This is a genomic window from Prevotella sp. MA2016 (assembly GCF_000619825.1).
GTDB lineage: Bacteria > Bacteroidota > Bacteroidia > Bacteroidales > Bacteroidaceae > Prevotella.
Map to the genome: position 1 here is coordinate 595,542 of NZ_JHUW01000006.1, position 16,437 is coordinate 611,978.

Here is a 16,437-nt window from a genome sequence, read left to right on the forward strand (position 1 = left end):
AAAATGAAGCGTTTAAAATACATATTGCTCGCCGTGATACTGTTCCCTTTAATGGGGATAGTATCATCGTGCAGCGATGAGAGCGAGACCGAAGGTGAGTTCGACAACTGGCAGCAGAAGAACGATACCTATCTCAGTGAGTTAGCTGCAAATCCCAGTTACAAGAAGATTCTCACTTACACTAAAGATGCAACTACTCCAGGTCTTACAGCTGCTGACTATATCTATGTGGATGTTCTAGAGTCAGGTAGCGGCACAGAGACCGCTTTGTTTACCGACTCTGTTCTCTATACCTACCGTGGCAGCTTGATTCCTTCTAAGTCATATAAGAATGGCTATGTCTTTGAGCAGACCTTCCTTGGTGATTTTGATTGGGCTACTGCAGGTATGCTTAAGGCTTGTGCAAGCTGGAACCCGGTTAAAACCTCTTCCGGTACCGTCAACTCATTGTTTACCGAAGGTTTCTGTACAGCCCTTCAGCACATGAAGAAGGGTGATCGCTGGAAAGTTTATATTCCTTATCAGCTTGCTTATGGCGAAGCTGGTTCTTCTTCAATTCCTGGCTATAGTATAATTATTTTTGAGATTGCTATAGCAGATGTTTGGCATCCTGGCGAGATTCGCCCGCCTTTCAAGTCGCGATAAAAATCAGTAACTCTTTATAAAAATCCATTGCCTATGCCTAAATACGCTGATTATATCAAACGCATCGAGATCGACTCTCTTTGGAGCGGTAAGAAACATATTGTGTGGGAGCTTAACCGTCAGGTTAATATCCTCAGTGGTACAAATGGTCAGGGCAAGAGTACCATCTTGAACAAGGTGGTGAAAGGTTTGATTGCCGGAGGCGAGTTCCCTTCTCATATGCTCAAGGGTGTCCACCTGGATGTGGTGCCCGAGGATGCCAAGTGGATTCGTTACGACATGATTCGTTCGCTCGATACCAACCTGCAGCAGGCCTTGGCTGAGGGCGAAGGTTTTCTGCGTCAGGCCTTTTCTGCGCTGGCAGGTGTGGGTGGTGGTTCGCTGCTCGACATCCAGCTCTACAATCTGCAGCGTAAGTACCTCGATTATCAGGTAAACATAGGCAATCGTATTATCGAGAAGTTGCAGAGCGGTGATACTGACACTGCTCAGCAACTTTCACAAAAAAAGTCACGTTTCCAGGACATTGTCGATGAGCTGTTCCGCGAAACGGGCAAAAAGATTATCCGCACCGAGAATGAGTTGCGCTTCACCCAGATAGGCGAGGTGCTGTTGCCTTATCAGTTGTCGAGTGGTGAGAAGCAGATGCTCATCATCCTGCTCACCGTGCTGGTAGAGGACAATCAACCTTACGTGCTGTTCATGGACGAGCCTGAGGTGTCGTTGCATCTTGAATGGCAGAAGCGCTTAGTCGATCTCTGTGTGGAGCTCAATCCCAACGTACAGATCATCCTCACCACCCATTCGCCTGCTATTGTGATGAATGGTTGGGTAGACTGCGTTACCGAAGTGAGTGATATTACTTTATAGTTGAGTGTTGAGTGTTGAGAGTTATGCCGAGCAGATTAAGGGATAATATCAGCAGTAGTTATTTCGAGGCGGCCAATGCGCTCACCTCCAAGAAGGCGCGCCGCAGAATAGTGGCCTATGTCGAGAGCTACGATGATATCTATTTCTGGCGCACAGTTCTCAGCGAGTTTGAAGACGACAAGCGCTATTTCGAGGTGATGCTCCCCTCGAAAATCAATCTCACGCGTGGTAAGAAATCCGTGCTGATGAACTTTCTGGAGGAAGGAGAGCATAACAATGAGACTGACGGTCCGCTGGGCCGCGACATGATAGCCTGTGTAGATGCTGATTACGACTACCTGATACAGGGTCGCACTCATCAGTCAAGGCGCGTTATCAACAGTCCGTACGTGTTCCACACCTACGTATATGCTATCGAGAACTTCCAGTGCTACGCCCCGTCGCTGCATAATGTCTGTGTGTCGGTCACGCTCAACGATCATCGTATCTTTGATTTCCGCGACTATTTTGCGCAGTTCTCCGAGGCTATCTTCCCGTTGTTTGTGTGGAGTGTCATGGTGTATCGTAATGGCAACTATCCCAAGTTCTCCATCACCGACTTCTGCCGTATAGCTGATCCCGGTGGTTTCAGTGTGCAGAATCCGGTTACGTCTATCAATCATGTGCGTCGCAAGGTGCGCACTAAGATTAACGAGCTGCAGCGCCAGTTTCCTGATGCCAAGGATGAGTATCTTGAAACCAAGGCTGATATCCAGGCACTAGGTATTACTCCGCAGACCACCTATTTATATATACAAGGTCACCACCTCTTCGACACGGTTGTGTCGCCCATTCTCTCCAAAGTGTGCAATCTGCTGCGCCAGGAGCGCCAGAATGAGATTTTCCATGCCGTAGCGCATCGTACGCAGAAGCGAAATGAAATGTCCTGCTACGAAAACTCGCTGCAGGACATTAAGGTGATGCTTAAGAAGAACACGGGCTACATGACCTCCGAGCCCTTCCGCCGCCTTCAATCCGACATCCGCGCTTATTTAGATAATAAGAACGCGATTGTTTAGATAAAAAGAACATAAGAACAAATTTTTTTAGCTGCGGCTTATTTATGTCCTTATGTTCTTATTATCTAAAAGTACTATACAAAGGTTTCGAGGAATTTTACTTCGCCAGATACTTTTACCTCGCCAGTGGTGGCGGGCAATAGGATGGTGTCGCCCATTCGGAAGGTGGTCTCCTCGCCATTGGCGGTGATGGTACCTTCGCCCTTCACAGCAATGAGGATGACGAATGAGTCGAGCTCACTGTAGTCCAGTGTCATGGGCTCTGTCAGGTCATATACCGCTGTGGTGAAATAGGGGCAGGTAGCCACCTGAATACCTTCATTCTTGGTGCGCTCATATTCTGCACGATAGTTGGGCAGTACGGTATAGTCAATGCTCTCGGCAGCCAGTTCGGTGTGCAACTCGCGATAGTTACCGTTCTTATCCTTGCGCTTAAAGTCGTAGATACGGTAGGTTACATCGCTTGTCTGTTGTATCTCAGCTACAAAGCAACCAGCACCGATGGCGTGGATACGTCCAGCAGGGATAAAGAATACGTCACCCTCGTTCACTTCATAACGAGCCAGTGCATCGGTGATAGTGTCGTTCTCCACCATCTGTTTGTATTCGTCGGGTGTGATCTGCTTTTTCAGGCCATTATAGAGTTGTGCGCCTGGAGCCGACTCCAAAGCGTACCACATCTCAGTCTTACCACGACTCTTTCCTTGGCGGTGAGCAATCTCATCGGTGGGATGCACCTGTATGCTCAGGTCCTGACGAGCGTCGATAAACTTGATGAGCAGTGGGAACTCGTCGCCAAAGCGCTCGTAATTAGCTTCGCCTACCAGTTTACCTTTCTGTTCGCGCACCAGTTCATTCAGGCTTTTGCCCTTCTGAGGTCCTTCGCTTACGATGGTCTCATTGTCTTTCACACCAGAAATCTCCCAGCTTTCGCCAACGTTTTCCAGTTTATCATTCAAATGCTTGAAGGGGATAATTTTGTCACCTCCCCAGAGTGTCTGCTTCAGCAGTGGTTCAAATTTGTACATCGTCTCAGTTATATTTTTAGTTGTCAATTTTTACTTCTCAGTTCTCACTTCTCTTAGTTTTCTTTCCAGAAGGTGCGTGTAAACAGCACCAGTACCGTCATGATTTCCAGACGTCCCATGAGCATCAGCGGACACAAAATCCACTTGATATACTCAGGCAGTATCGACCACGACATCACCGGTCCTATCTGTGTGCCCAGTGTTGGTCCCACGTTGCTCACACAACTCAGTGCGATGGTGATGGCATTGGTATTGTCGATACCAGCTACAATCATGATGGTGGCTGTAACGAGTGTCATCAGTATGGTGAGCGTGAAGAAAGCAAACAGCGCCACAAGTTTCGACTGTGGGATATTCATGCCGTTTATCTTTACTGGTAGCACAGCATTAGGGTGCAGTATCTGTCGGAAGTTGTTACGTATCACCTTGAGCAGCATCACGCCTCTGATGCACTTGAATCCTCCACTGGTGCTACCAGCACAGGCACCTAAGTACATCACCACGCCCAGTATCACCCATGTGATATGCGGCCACATACCCGCATCCTCGTTGAACATACCCGTGGTGGTGATAAATGATACTACCTGGAACAGGGCTGCACGGAAGGCATGCTCCAGATCGTAGTTCATGCGTGTCAGCAGCAGATACATGATCCAGAGCGTGGCTCCCACTACCACACTCAGATAGAGCTTGAATTCTGAGTTGGTAAAGAGCGCCTTCAGCTTCATCTTTACTATACTTATATATAATAAGGTGAAGTTAATACCTGACAGGAATTGGAAGGCAATCGAGATATAGTCGATGGTAGGGGAGTGAAAATATTCCGTACTCTCGTTATGTATCGCAAATCCGCCAGTGGCGGTGGTCGTCATCGAGTAGTTCAGTGCCTCAAACCAGTTCATGCCAGCTGCCCAATAGGCCAGTCCGCAGCCCAATGTCAGTATCAGATATATACTCCAAATCCACTTGGCAGTGGTGGTCAGTCGTGGGTGCATCTTCGCTTTGATGGGGCCTGTGGCCTCTGCAGCAAACACCTTCACGCTACCGCCTACCAGCGATGGCAAGATGGCGATGGTGAAGAATACGATACCCAATCCGCCTATCCACTGTGTGAGCGATCGCCAGAACAAGATGCCGTGTGGTAGTATCTCCACATCGTCGATGATAGATGCGCCCGTGGTGGTAAAACCTGATGTTGACTCAAAGAAAGCATCTGTCACGTTGGTGATACAACCATGTGTCAGAAAGGGCAGCATGCCGAAGAATGAGAACACCACCCATGCTGCTGTCACCAACAGGTAGGCATCTCTACGGTTTAGGCTGTTGTCTGATTCGCGCCCCAGGTACATAAAGAAAAAGCCACTTCCGAAGGTTATCAGCAGCGAAACAAGAAAAGCCATCAGGTCATCCTCATGATACGAGAATGCGATGAGTGCGCATAGCGACATAAACAGTGCCTCTATGAACAGCAGTGAGCCTATGATCTTGCTGATGATACGGAAGTTTACCATATCGCGTTCTTCTTGAAATATTTTTCTATGTTGTTCAGTTTCTGTTCGTGGCAGAACACCATGACAGAGTCGCCAGCTTCAATCTGTGAGTTACCGTTCACTAGCATGCCATGACCGTTGCGCACCAGTCCGCCAATGGTCACTCCGAATGGCAGTCCCAGGTCTTTTACAGGCTTCTTGGTCACTCGTGAGCCTTCGGCAGCTGTAAACTCCACCACCTCGCTGTCAACCATCATCAGTGATCTCAGGTTGTTCACGTCGGCATCCAGCAGCATCTGGTAGATATGGCTGGCAGCGATGGTCTTCTTGTTGATGATGGTGCCGATATCCAGACTTTCAGCCATGCTTACGTAGTCCAGGTTCTCCACCATAGCCACCGTCTTTCGCACGCCCATCTTCTTAGCAGTCAGACAGGCCAGGATGTTTGTCTCGGCATTCTCCGTCAGCGCCACAAAAGCCTGTGTGTTGCGGATGCCCTCTTCCTCCAGCAGTCCTAAGTCGCGTCCGTCGCCATGAATCACCATCGTGTCCAGATTCTCTAGAAGCTCGTTCAACTTTTCGCAGCGTTTAGCATCCTTCTCGATGATCTTCACGTGCATATATTCTGGCACCGTTAGTGCAGCGCGTACGGTCGTCTTGCCGCCACCCATCATGATCACATTCTTCACATCGGTATAGTGCTCCTTGCCTACAATCTTACGTATGTAAGGGATATACTCCTTGGTGGTCATAAAGTAGGCCAGGTCGCCCACTCTTAGTTCGTCCAGTCCGCTTGGTATGATGGTGTCACCACCACGTTTGATGGCCACGATATGATAGGGGTCGTCAGGACCGCATAAGTCTTTCAGTGGCTGGTTCAGTATTTCAGCTTGAGCTCTCAGTTTGATGCCCAGCAGGATGAGTGCACCGTTGTGCACGTCCCATCGCTGTCTCACCCAACTCAGTTTCAGTCCATTGTTGATATCAATGGCAGCCAGCACCTCAGGGTAGATGAGTGAGTCCAGTCCTAAGTTCTTGAAGAAAGGTTGCAGACTGGGTGCCAGATATTCGTAGTTGTCAATACGTGCAACTGTTTTCTTAGCGCCTAAGGCATGTGCCAGAATACACGCATTGATATTGATGCTTTCCTCAGGTGTCACACCCACAAACAGGTCGGCATTAGGTGTACCGGCCTCTTTTAGGGCTTTGATGCTCGTTGGCGATGCGCAATAAGTCATCACGTCATACTCGCTCATCTTGGCCAGACGTTCCTCGTCGGCATCTATGAGCACGCAGTCTTGATGTTCTCTCGACAACAGTTTTGCCAGGTGAGTTCCTACGGCGCCTGCACCTACGATTACAATTTTCATGAGTGTTTAATGTTGAGTGATAGCTTTTATGATACCCTCTTCGTCAATGCCTACCATGTGTTGCAGCTCTTTTACAGTGCCATGCTCCACAAAGTGATCGGGCAGTCCCAGTCTTATTACGCGTGGTGAGTAGCCATGATCGTTCATCCACTCCAGCACCGCACTTCCCAGTCCGCCTTCGCGTGTACCGTTCTCTACGGTCACGATGTGCTTGAATTTCTTGCCCACCTCTTCGAGAATATTCTCGTCGATTGGTTTCAAGAAACGCATATCATAATGTGCAACTGTCAATTTTTCATTATCATTTGTCAATTGAGCAATGGCACGTGTGACGTTGTTTCCGATGGGGCCAATACTCAGCACGGCCACGTCATCGCCGTCGTGCAATTTGCGTCCAGTACCCACCTTGATTTCCTCCAGCGGACAGCGCCAGTCTTGCAGTTCGCCACCACCACGTGGATAGCGAATCACGAATGGTCCCTTATTTGGAAGCTGAGCTGTGTACATCAGTCGTCTCAGCTCATGCTCATCTAAGGGAGAGCATATTGTCAGGTTGGGGATAGGTCTCAGTGCAGCCAAGTCGAAGGCACCATGGTGTGTTGGTCCGTCTTCACCCACCAATCCGGCGCGGTCAAAGCAGAACACCACGTTCAGGTTCAGCAGTGCCACGTCGTGTATGATATTGTCGAAAGCACGCTGGGCAAAGGCACTGTAGATATTACAGAATGGTAATAGTCCGTCTTTTGCCATACCGCCGCTGAAGGTCACCGCATGTCCCTCGGCTATTCCCACGTCGAAGGTGCGTTCGGGCATCTCCTTCATCATGATGTTCATTGAGCATCCGCTGGGCATGGCTGGTGTCACGCCCACTATCTTTGGGTTCTGCTTAGCCAGTTCCAACAGCGTGTGTCCAAACACATCCTGATATTTCTGTGGCTTGGTAGGGTCGTTATCCACCAGTCGTTCACCTGTATCGGGGTTGAATTTGCCTGGAGCATGCCAGGTTGTTACATCCTTCTCAGCAGGCGCATAGCCGTGTCCTTTCTTTGTGTGCAGGTGCAACAGCTTCGGTCCTTTCATGTTCTTCAACTGACTCAGAATGCGCACCAGTTCCTTTACGTTATGTCCGTCGAATGGGCCAAAGTAGCGGATGTTCATACCCTCAAAGATATTCTGCTGGTGTGATATGGCGCTCTTCACGGCGTTGCTCAGTCGCAGGATGCCGTTTCTGCGGTCTTCATTCATCAGTCCGTGACGGTTCATCCAGCGTGCCGCTTTGAATTTCAGGGCATTATATGTTTCGTTGGTGTTCAGCGCCAGCAGATACTGCTGCATGCCGCCCACACTACGGTCTATCGACATGTCGTTGTCGTTCAGGATAATCAGCAGGTTGTTCGGACTGCTCGAGACGTTGTTCAGTCCCTCAAAGGCCAGTCCGCCGCTCAGTGCACCGTCACCAATCACAGCCACTACATGTCGGTCGGGCTTGCCTTCCAACTCAGCTGCTACTGCCATACCCAATGCTGCAGAAACCGAGTTGCTGGCATGTCCGCAGGCAAAGGTGTCGTATTCGCTTTCCTGAGGCGATGGAAACGGTTTGATACCGCCCAACTTTCTGTTAGTGCAGAAACGGTCTTTTCGTCCTGTCAGTATCTTATGTCCGTAGGCCTGATGTCCTACGTCCCAAACGATTCTGTCTTCTGGTGTATTATATACATAATGCAGTGCGACCGTTATTTCGGCCACACCCAAGCTCGAGGCTAAGTGTCCAGGGTTTACTGCCACCTCTTCGATGATGTCTCTGCGCAGTTCGTCGCACACCTGTGGTAGTTCTTCCACCTTCAACTTTCTTAAGTCATCTGGTGTCTGGATCTTATTTAAAAGAGTAAACTCAGTTTTTTCCACACAAAATCTTTATTATTTCCGAGTGCAAAGATATACATATTTTATCACATAACAAAATATTTAGGCAAAATAATGCTCAAATCTGTCCGCTCTCCACCATCAGCACCACACGCTCCGTCAGTCGGTCCACGCCCTGTGCATCGTATTCCTTTTTGAGCGATGCACCGAATCCCCAAGCAAACACCTGCCAGAAGCCTGCTCTCAGTGGTCCCATAAATGCCTTAATCATATCGTAACTGCTCGAATGGCATTCGCGGTCTATCAGCTTAATCAGTAGCTTACCCTGACTATAGGTCAGTTTCTTCATCTTGGGTTTATAGGTCTTGAATATGTCGGCCTCTACGCGCTTCATGTGTTCCGCCTTTTCCTGGTCTGTTTGCAGTGTCTCCAGATATTCGGTGGTCTCAATCAGCATCATGCGCGCTTCTTTAGCGATGGGCAGCACTTTCTTAACGTTTGTCACCAGTCGCATATACTGTTGCGCCTGTTTCTTGCTTTTGAAGGTCAGTTGTGGATATACGTACACGTTGTTCATCTCCATATACTGTATGCTGTCACCCTCGTGTAGTACCTTTCCTACCTTCACCGTTGGTACAAACGTAGGCGAGTTCATCTCCGCCAGCACCTGCTCGGCGGTCAACTTCTGCTCCTCTTGTGCCTGGGCGCAAGAGGCTATCAGCGTCATTGCTATGATAAACCCTTTTCTCATTCCGGGTGCAAAATTACTACTTTTTTGGTACGAATAGCAAAAGATTGCATGAAAAAAAGATAATATTAGATGATTTTCGCGTTTTTTTTGTATTTTTGCGCCGCTTAAAAAATGAGATATAGACTAATGAGACTATTATTATTAAGCCTATTATGTTGGTCGGTGCTGGTTGGGCACGGACAGGAGAAACGGGCGTGGGAACCTTATCTGGAGCAGGTGCTGACGGTTGAGGATGCCGACGCTGGGACATGGCAGCATACTTATGACTTGTTGTGTGACCTGGAGCAGCATCCCATCAATATCAATACTGCCACGCGAGAAGAACTGGAAGCGCTACCTTTCCTCTCAGCGCAGCAGGTGGAAGAGTTGATGGTCTATCTGTATCGTTACGGTCCTATGAAGTCTGCTGCTGAGTTGCGGATGTTAACAACGCTACTGCCCGTACAGCGCGAACTGCTTACCTACTTTATTTTTATTGGCGACGCTAAAACAAAACGCTATACTCACCATGAGCTGACGTTCACTACCAAGGTGCCTATGAGCGACGGGCACTGGTTTAGATACCAGTTGCAACATGGCGACCAGCTGACGGCAGGACTGGTAGCCGATCAGGATGCCGGCGAGCCCTTTTTTAAGGGACGTAACAGCTGGGGCTATGATTTCTATTCGCCTTATCTGCAGTTGAATCACTGTGGACGGATAGAGACGTTGGTGCTGGGTAATTTTAAGGTGAGCATGGGTATGGGACTGGTGATGAATAATAGCTTTGCATTAGGAAAACTGGCCATGCTCCAGAATCTGGGGCGCAGTACAAACACACTGCGAGCACATTCGTCGCGAACAGAAACTTACCTGCAGGGGGCGGGGGCAACCATCCGTCTGGCACGAGGACTGCAAGCCACTGCCTTTGTATCGTATGCGCCGATGGATGCTACACTGAATGCCGATGGTACAGCGCGTACACTACTGACAACTGGTTATCACCGAACGGCCTCAGAACTGGCAAAGAAGCATAACATGCATGCCTTGAAAACGGGCGGACAACTGAGATATCGGTCTAACGGACTGCGTCTGGGAATGAATATGCTCTATACGTACTTAGACCGCCCGTTGCGCCCTAATACCAAGTTCCTGTACAATCTCTATAAACCACAAGGTAGCGACTATCTGAATGTAAGTGCCGACTATGGTTACGCCAACAGCAGATGGGCGTTGAATGGTGAGACGGCTGTGGATGGGCATGGGCATTTGGCTACCATTAATAGTCTGAGTATGACCGCTGCAAACGGACTGACACTGATGGCACTCCAGCGATTCTATTCCTATCGTTATGTTGCGCTCGATGCCCAAAGCTATAGCGATGGTGGACATGTACAGAATGAGAGTGGTATATACGTAGGAGCCACCTGGCAACTTTCGTCACGATGGCAGCTGACAGGCTATGCTGACTATGCTTACTTCCCTTGGGTGAGATATCGACAGAAGTCGCAGTCGTGGTCGATGGACTACCTGCTGCAGGCTAACTATACCTCCGACCATTGGCAGTTGGCAGGCCGTTACCGGTTGAAAGCTGATGAGAACATACATCGTATGCGATTGGCGTTAGCACACCAATGGGATTGTGGATTGGGACTGAAACTGCAATGTGATGGCAACTATCTTGCTAAAGAATATGACTGGGGTGGCATCGTGAGTGGACGACTCTCCTACGACTATAAATGGTTTCGAGCGCATGCGGGCGTTGCCTATTATCATGCCGATAATTATGACTGTAGGGTGTATGGCTATGAAAACGGACCGCTATACACCTACAACATGCAACAGTATTATGGCGAGGGCTTGCGCTATTGGCTGATGTTGCGTACCCAGATGAGCAGACATTTGCTGTTGGTTGCTAAGATTGGTAGGAGCAGCAGTGCCGACAAACCGGCAACGACGGATATGAACCTGCAAGTCAGATGCCTGCTATAAGTTGCTGATAAAGCGCATAGACCTGACCTGCAACATCGTTACCGTCGAAACGGCGGATATAATCGAGACTGCGACGGATGCGCTCTTGCCTGTCGGCTGCTCCCTTGAGCGACTGACGAATGGCATGGGCCATGCCTTCGGTATCATCGGGGGAGACATACAGACTGTCTGGTCCGCCTGCTTCTTCTAGACAGCTGCCTGTGCAGGCTACAACGGGCAGACCGCAGCGAATGGCCTCGATGATGGGGATTCCAAAACCTTCATAGAAACTGGGATAGACAAAGGCCTCGGCTTCGTGATACAGAATGTTGAGTTGTTCGTCGGGAACACCATGCAAGAAATGCACACGATGCCCAAGTCCACTCTTAATGGCCTCCTGCTCTACCTGTTTGGAATAGGCTGTCGACTTGCCTACAGCCACCAGATGGATGGCGCTAGGCAGATGGGCCAGTGCGCGAACAGCCAAACGGATATTCTTGCGCGCCTCGATAGAGCCTACGCTGAGTATAAAAGGCATGGTGAGGCCATATTGACGGCGCACCTGGGCGATGGCATCCGCAGACACCTGATTGTGAAAACGTGAGGCATGAGCCTGGTAGATGAGTGATATCTTATCGGGTGAGATGGCTTGACCGCCATAATAGAGAATATCGCGCTTTGTGCATTCGCTGATAGCGATAATATGATCAGCCTCCTTAAGTGTCTGACGGAACTTCCAGGTGTAGAGCTTGACATCGATGGGGTGATAGAACTCAGGATGGCGCAGGAATATCAGATCGTGGATGGTGACAACGGTCTTGATGCCGCTCCGCTTGATGCCAATAGGCAACTCGCCCGAAAGACCATGGTAGAGTTGAACGCCATCGCGCTGCAGATCTCTGACAATGCCATAGCTGCGCCAGAAGGCACCAGGCATGATAGAAGAACGAGGTGTGAGAAGACTTACATTGCTGGGCCCCAGCACCTGCGACCGAAACTCAGCACACCCTTCGTCGGGGGCATATAGACGCAAGGAGAGAGGGTAGGCTGAGAGGTCGGAAACCAAGGTTCGACCATATGACCCCAGACCTGTGCCGTTGCGCACGATACGCTTGGCATCGAAACCGATGATGGGAGTAGCACTCATGAGCGGGAGAAATGTTTAAAAACGTAACGCACTACCAGGAAATTGACTGGCACCGAAATGCAGAAAACAGCAAATGGAGCCAGTGCACGAGAAACGCCTAGTGACAGGAATCCATTAAACAGCGCTAGCTGCAAACAGTAGTTGAAGGCATGGGCTGAGGCAAAACCGGCACCATTGCTCACAGACGTGTGTTTGCGGAAGGTGAAAGTTGCTGAGAGTAGATAATTGGCTACGAAACTGATGACATAGCCTATTGTGAAAGCGATATTGACAGACATCCAGCGCTGAAGTAGCCAATAGACACCATAATGGATGCCTACAGCTATCACACCGACGATGCCGAAGCGAAAAATCTCACCTAATGTTTGTTTTTTATGCATGAAAAGCAAATTTTTCTGCAAAGGTACGAATTATTTGTTGTTTTTTTGTATATTTGCCTACAAAATAACTAATTTGAAAGCGATTTGTGTCGCACTTTTAATTTTTTGACCTAATAAGATCTGATTATGATTGACTCTATGAAAACAGTCACGATCATCTTGCCTGCCTATAATGAGGAGGCTTCGTTCGATCTGATGAAGGAGCGGATGCAGCAGGTGATGAAACAAAATCCTGGTTATAATTGGGAGTTTCTGATGGTAGAAGATGGAGTAGTCCAGATCGAACTTACCCTTGAGCCAGATACGCAACCAGGGTATCAGTGCCATGATAAGCCATACCAGAAACACCGTCCGGAAATCTGAGAGATAATGCCTGAGCTTGTTGACTATTGTAGATTGTTTCATGATTAAAAAGGTAATATTTTAGTGCAAAGATATAAAAAACTATGATTGTATGGCATAAAAAGCTAAAAATATTGTAACTTTGCACCCAAATAATGACGATTATGGAGAAGGAAATGAATTTTCTGGATCGAAATGAATTTAATTTCGAACCCAGTGAGAAGGTTGTAGAAGCGATCCGCAATTTTGACCCCAAAACACTTTGCTTCTATACACGCATCTACGATCAGGGCAAAAAAAGCGTCGTATCCGTAAAACTCAGCGAGATTTACGGTGTGGCAGAAGAGCAGGTGCTATTGGCCTACGGTGGTGAAGACATCCTGAAAAATGCCATTCATTACTATCTGATGAAGGGCGACAACAAGAAGATACTCATACCCGAATACTCATGGTGGTATTATAATAAAGTGGCCAGCGAATGCTATGGCACATTTGAGATGTATCCACTGCACGAACAGGAGGATACCTTCGCTTATGATGTTGACGAGGTGATAGAATACACCAACCGCATCCATCCCAGAATGCTACTGTTGGCATCGCCTAACAATCCAACGGGCAACTGCTTGACGCCTGAGGAGATAGGACGTATCATGGAGAATATCCCTGACGACACCATGGTGCTGATTGATGAGGCTTATGCCAGCTTTATCACCAGTGATACTGACTATATTGCACCTTTGGTTAATAAGTACAGAAATCTGATTATCTCGCGCACTCTGTCGAAATTCTACGGACTGCCCGGACTGCGCTGCGGATTCGGTTTTATCGGAGCCGGTCATGACCACTTTGTGAGCTATATCAACAAGTATTTGGGTTACAACCGATTCTCAGAGGCGGTGGCTCTGGCTGCATTGGACAGCGACGACCACTACCGCCACGTGGCCGACGATATGGAATGGGGGCGCCAGCTCTACCAGAAGGCACTAGGCGACAAACCTGGATTCAAAGTCTATAAGAGTGTGGCCAACTTTATCCTCATCAAATATCCTGTGGAGATAAAGGAAGCCCTGCAGAAGGCACTGGCCGACCAGAACTACAAGATTAAATTCATGAGCGACAAGGGACTGGAGCAGTGCGTGCGTATCACACTGGGACGCAGAGAGCAGACGCAGGTTGTGGTGGATACGATACTGAGAGTGCTTAATAATAATTGATAATTGACAATTGATAATTGATGATAGGTGTGATATTGGCGGCGGGGATGGCCAAGAGGCTGCGACCGCTTACTGACGAGAAACCAAAGTGCCTGCTGGAGGTGGGTGGCAAAACGCTGTTACAGCGCACCATCGACGCGATGATTGGTGTCGGCATCCAGGAGTTTGTGGTTGTAACAGGCTACCGCTCAGAGATGATTCGAGATTTCATCACTGTGCATTATCCAGGCTACACTGTTCACTTTATCGACAATACCGATTATGCACATAATAACAATATCTACTCATTGTGGTTGGCCGGACAGGTAGTGCGCGGACATGAGTTCCTGTTGATGGATAGCGATATCCTGTGCGACCCACAGACGGTGGCTGAAATAGCAAGTCAGCAAGAGTCGGCTTTGGCACTGAATCGTCATGAACTGGGCGAGGAGGAGATGAAGATTATCGTGGATAACGACTTCTACGTGGCTGAGATTAGCAAGACCTGCAGCGTGAGCGCAGCTATTGGCGAGAGTGTAGGTATTGAGAAGATTACAGCAGCATATAGCGAAGCCCTGTATCGTGAATTGGACCTGATGATAGAGAAGGAAGGACTGATAGATATCTTCTATGAGCGTGCCTTTGAGCGACTGATTCCTCAGGGTCACACCTTTAAGGTAGTAGATACCACACGTTTCTTTTCATACGAGCTGGACACACCAGAGGATTTTGAGCATGCACAGCATGCCATCCCACAACATCTGTTATAACTATGGCAAATTACGATATCGACTTGTTACATCAGCGCATCCTGCGCATTTTGCTGGCTATTGACGCCTGCTGCCGTGAGTATGGATTGCGTTATTATATCTGGGCAGGCACTCAGCTCGGGGCTGTGCGCCACAAAGGTTTCATTCCTTGGGATGATGATATCGACATAGCCATGCCCCGACCTGACTACGAGCAGCTGATAATGCATTCGCAAGAGTGGCTGGAGAAGCCATTCGAACTGGTTTGTGCTGAGAACGATACCACTTACCCCTTGCCTTTTGGTAAGGTGCAGGATGCTTCTACCACACTGATAGAACGCACACACCTGCATTATTTAGGAGGTATTTATATCGATGTGTTTCCCATTGATGGCGTACCCAATGGATGGCTGGCGCGCAAATGGCAGTTTGCTGCCTATGAATACTGGAAGCGCGTGCTGTATCTCATTCATCGCGATCCTTATAAGCATGGGCATGGTCCCTCGTCATGGGTGCCACTGTTGTGCCGCTGTCTCTACTCGATGGCCGGTGTGCAGCGCAAGATACGAAAGCTACTGCTGAAGTATGATTACGATCGCTCGGCACTGGTGGCCGACTATGATGATGGTGAACGTGGTGCTATGCAGAAAGAAATCTTGGGCACCCCGTCTCCCTACAGCTTTGAGGGAAAACAGGTGATGGGGGTGGCTCAATATGACACCTATCTATCTAACAAATATGGCAGCTACATGGTGATACCAGATGGTGATCACCAGCGTCAGCATAATTTCCATGTGTTAGATCTGGATAAGCCCTACACGGAAATTGGATAGTTATAATTCCAATTTGAATTCTATTTCACGTTTTTTCTGGTACCGCTGCCAGAACTCGGCACGCGCTTTCATTGTGATGGCCGTGCATGTAGCAGGGTCGAAATGGCGCGCACGGGCATATTCCTCTACCAATAGTTGGATGAACGCCTTGGGGCCCCATAAGCGACAGAAACTTTTGCACCCTTCCTGCATGTTGACAGCACCAAAGCGCATGCGGTTGATATCTACCGATGAGAAATGGTAGGTGCCGTTGGCATCGATATCCCATAGGATATTGCCTGGTGAATAGTCGAGATGCAGCACCTCGTGATCATGCATATAGGCGGTGTATCTGGCCAGAGCTTTTGCCAAGGGGTCATAGACATCCGGAGTGGCGTCGCCTAGCTCGTAGAGCAGATGGCGATAGGGGCATTGCCGACTGATAAAATAGCTATGCTGAAGAAGTCCGGCGGCATTGCGATATTCGATATAGGCCACGGCCTCAGGCGTCTCAATCCCTTTGGCCAGCAGAATGGCTGGATAGGTGAAAGCGCGCACCCCTTTGGGCTTGCGGATACCCGATGAGTATATCAGATTATTCAGCAGACGTGGTTTCTGAAATCGTTTCACGTTGAGCTGTGTGCCATCCTCGGCTTCGAAGAGTTTAATGAGATTTCGGCGACCGCCATAGATATAGGTCCCTTCTTGTTCCATGATGGCTGGTATCTGCAGGATGTAATTGCGCAGATACTCATATTTGGGGTTGATGAATACTTTCTTTTTCATGAT

16 protein-coding genes are annotated in these 16,437 nt (G+C 48.7%); 8 read left to right on the forward strand and 8 right to left on the reverse strand.

What is annotated here, in order from left to right:
- Positions 1 to 3: 3 nt before the first annotated feature.
- The 3 genes from T360_RS0102205 to T360_RS0102215 are packed head-to-tail and all read left to right on the forward strand — an operon-like array spanning position 4 to position 2,573.
- Positions 4 to 645: an FKBP-type peptidyl-prolyl cis-trans isomerase gene (locus tag T360_RS0102205; RefSeq protein WP_081772654.1), complete on the forward strand. Its 642-nt coding sequence runs from the start codon at positions 4 to 6 to the stop codon at positions 643 to 645.
- A 33-nt stretch (positions 646 to 678) separates the two neighbouring features.
- A complete protein-coding gene (locus T360_RS0102210) occupies positions 679 to 1,515 on the forward strand; it encodes an AAA family ATPase (protein ID WP_028911344.1) in 837 nt (278 codons plus the stop codon).
- A gap of 23 nt (positions 1,516 to 1,538) precedes the next feature.
- Positions 1,539 to 2,573 carry a DUF4435 domain-containing protein gene (locus tag T360_RS0102215; RefSeq protein WP_028911345.1) on the forward strand — a complete coding sequence of 345 codons (1,035 nt, stop codon included), beginning with the start codon at positions 1,539 to 1,541 and terminating at the stop codon, positions 2,571 to 2,573.
- A gap of 74 nt (positions 2,574 to 2,647) precedes the next feature.
- On the opposite strand, the gene T360_RS0102220 is transcribed toward T360_RS0102215, so the two are convergent.
- The 5 genes from T360_RS0102220 to T360_RS0102240 all read right to left on the reverse strand — a co-directional run bounded on the left by T360_RS0102220 (position 2,648) and on the right by T360_RS0102240 (position 9,075).
- Positions 2,648 to 3,601 carry a type I phosphomannose isomerase catalytic subunit gene (locus tag T360_RS0102220; protein ID WP_028911346.1) on the reverse strand — a complete coding sequence of 318 codons (954 nt, stop codon included), beginning with the start codon at positions 3,599 to 3,601 and terminating at the stop codon, positions 2,648 to 2,650.
- Between the two features lie 53 nt (positions 3,602 to 3,654).
- The gene (locus T360_RS0102225; RefSeq protein ID WP_028911347.1) at positions 3,655 to 5,112 is read right to left on the reverse strand and encodes a TrkH family potassium uptake protein; all 1,458 of its coding nucleotides are present in this window, start codon (positions 5,110 to 5,112) and stop codon (positions 3,655 to 3,657) included.
- On the reverse strand, positions 5,106 to 6,461 hold the full coding sequence (trkA, locus tag T360_RS0102230) for a Trk system potassium transporter TrkA (RefSeq protein ID WP_028911348.1): 1,356 nt from the start codon (positions 6,459 to 6,461) through the stop codon (positions 5,106 to 5,108). Before trkA ends, T360_RS0102225 begins: the two co-directional genes overlap by 7 nt.
- A gap of 6 nt (positions 6,462 to 6,467) precedes the next feature.
- Entirely contained in the window at positions 6,468 to 8,366 is a 1,899-nt protein-coding gene (gene dxs / locus T360_RS0102235) for a 1-deoxy-D-xylulose-5-phosphate synthase (protein ID WP_028911349.1), read from the reverse strand.
- Positions 8,367 to 8,442: 76 nt separating this feature from the next.
- Entirely contained in the window at positions 8,443 to 9,075 is a 633-nt protein-coding gene (locus T360_RS0102240; RefSeq protein WP_028911350.1) for a DUF4294 domain-containing protein, read from the reverse strand.
- 111 nt (positions 9,076 to 9,186) lie between these two features.
- On the opposite strand from T360_RS0102240, the gene T360_RS14425 reads away from it, so the two are divergent.
- Entirely contained in the window at positions 9,187 to 11,046 is a 1,860-nt protein-coding gene (locus tag T360_RS14425) for a helix-hairpin-helix domain-containing protein (RefSeq protein ID WP_155949354.1), read from the forward strand.
- Here T360_RS14425 and T360_RS0102250 read toward each other — a convergent pair.
- Together T360_RS0102250 and T360_RS0102255 are read right to left on the reverse strand one after the other, a co-directional pair.
- Positions 11,030 to 12,172 (reverse strand): glycosyltransferase family 1 protein, encoded by a 1,143-nt coding sequence (locus tag T360_RS0102250; RefSeq protein ID WP_028911351.1) that lies wholly within the window; start codon positions 12,170 to 12,172, stop codon positions 11,030 to 11,032. The genes T360_RS14425 and T360_RS0102250 overlap by 17 nt on opposite strands.
- Positions 12,169 to 12,552 carry a GtrA family protein gene (locus tag T360_RS0102255; protein WP_028911352.1) on the reverse strand — a complete coding sequence of 128 codons (384 nt, stop codon included), beginning with the start codon at positions 12,550 to 12,552 and terminating at the stop codon, positions 12,169 to 12,171. Before T360_RS0102255 ends, T360_RS0102250 begins: the two co-directional genes overlap by 4 nt.
- Positions 12,553 to 12,690: 138 nt before the next feature.
- Between T360_RS0102255 and T360_RS16335 the strand changes: the two genes are divergently transcribed.
- From T360_RS16335 to T360_RS0102275, 4 genes are all read left to right on the forward strand, one after another.
- Entirely contained in the window at positions 12,691 to 12,915 is a 225-nt protein-coding gene (locus T360_RS16335; RefSeq protein WP_197019251.1) for a hypothetical protein, read from the forward strand.
- 143 nt (positions 12,916 to 13,058) lie between these two features.
- Positions 13,059 to 14,108, forward strand: coding sequence for a histidinol-phosphate transaminase (locus T360_RS0102265; protein ID WP_028911354.1), 1,050 nt, complete (start codon positions 13,059 to 13,061; stop codon positions 14,106 to 14,108).
- A gap of 20 nt (positions 14,109 to 14,128) precedes the next feature.
- Complete coding sequence (locus T360_RS0102270; RefSeq protein ID WP_028911355.1) at positions 14,129 to 14,857, forward strand: NTP transferase domain-containing protein; 729 nt, start codon at positions 14,129 to 14,131, stop codon at positions 14,855 to 14,857.
- 2 nt (positions 14,858 to 14,859) lie between these two features.
- The gene (locus tag T360_RS0102275) at positions 14,860 to 15,669 is read left to right on the forward strand and encodes a phosphorylcholine transferase LicD (RefSeq protein WP_028911356.1); all 810 of its coding nucleotides are present in this window, start codon (positions 14,860 to 14,862) and stop codon (positions 15,667 to 15,669) included.
- Here T360_RS0102275 and T360_RS0102280 read toward each other — a convergent pair whose 3' ends face one another.
- Positions 15,670 to 16,434 carry a hypothetical protein gene (locus T360_RS0102280; protein ID WP_028911357.1) on the reverse strand — a complete coding sequence of 255 codons (765 nt, stop codon included), beginning with the start codon at positions 16,432 to 16,434 and terminating at the stop codon, positions 15,670 to 15,672.
- Positions 16,435 to 16,437: the final 3 nt, after the last annotated feature.

Coding starts and splice junctions, on each gene's coding strand:
- T360_RS0102240 (WP_028911350.1), bottom strand. CDS start 9,075: ATGAGAAAAGGGTTTATCATAGCAATGACGCTGATAGCCTCTTGCGCC.
- T360_RS0102270 (WP_028911355.1), top strand. CDS start 14,129: ATGATAGGTGTGATATTGGCGGCGGGGATGGCCAAGAGGCTGCGACCG.
- T360_RS0102220 (WP_028911346.1), bottom strand. CDS start 3,601: ATGTACAAATTTGAACCACTGCTGAAGCAGACACTCTGGGGAGGTGAC.
- T360_RS0102255 (WP_028911352.1), bottom strand. CDS start 12,552: ATGCATAAAAAACAAACATTAGGTGAGATTTTTCGCTTCGGCATCGTC.
- trkA (WP_028911348.1), bottom strand. CDS start 6,461: ATGAAAATTGTAATCGTAGGTGCAGGCGCCGTAGGAACTCACCTGGCA.
- T360_RS0102265 (WP_028911354.1), top strand. CDS start 13,059: ATGGAGAAGGAAATGAATTTTCTGGATCGAAATGAATTTAATTTCGAA.
- T360_RS16335 (WP_197019251.1), top strand. CDS start 12,691: ATGAAAACAGTCACGATCATCTTGCCTGCCTATAATGAGGAGGCTTCG.
- T360_RS14425 (WP_155949354.1), top strand. CDS start 9,187: ATGAGATATAGACTAATGAGACTATTATTATTAAGCCTATTATGTTGG.
- T360_RS0102225 (WP_028911347.1), bottom strand. CDS start 5,112: ATGGTAAACTTCCGTATCATCAGCAAGATCATAGGCTCACTGCTGTTC.
- T360_RS0102210 (WP_028911344.1), top strand. CDS start 679: ATGCCTAAATACGCTGATTATATCAAACGCATCGAGATCGACTCTCTT.
- T360_RS0102205 (WP_081772654.1), top strand. CDS start 4: ATGAAGCGTTTAAAATACATATTGCTCGCCGTGATACTGTTCCCTTTA.
- T360_RS0102280 (WP_028911357.1), bottom strand. CDS start 16,434: ATGAAAAAGAAAGTATTCATCAACCCCAAATATGAGTATCTGCGCAAT.
- T360_RS0102215 (WP_028911345.1), top strand. CDS start 1,539: ATGCCGAGCAGATTAAGGGATAATATCAGCAGTAGTTATTTCGAGGCG.
- T360_RS0102250 (WP_028911351.1), bottom strand. CDS start 12,172: ATGAGTGCTACTCCCATCATCGGTTTCGATGCCAAGCGTATCGTGCGC.
- T360_RS0102275 (WP_028911356.1), top strand. CDS start 14,860: ATGGCAAATTACGATATCGACTTGTTACATCAGCGCATCCTGCGCATT.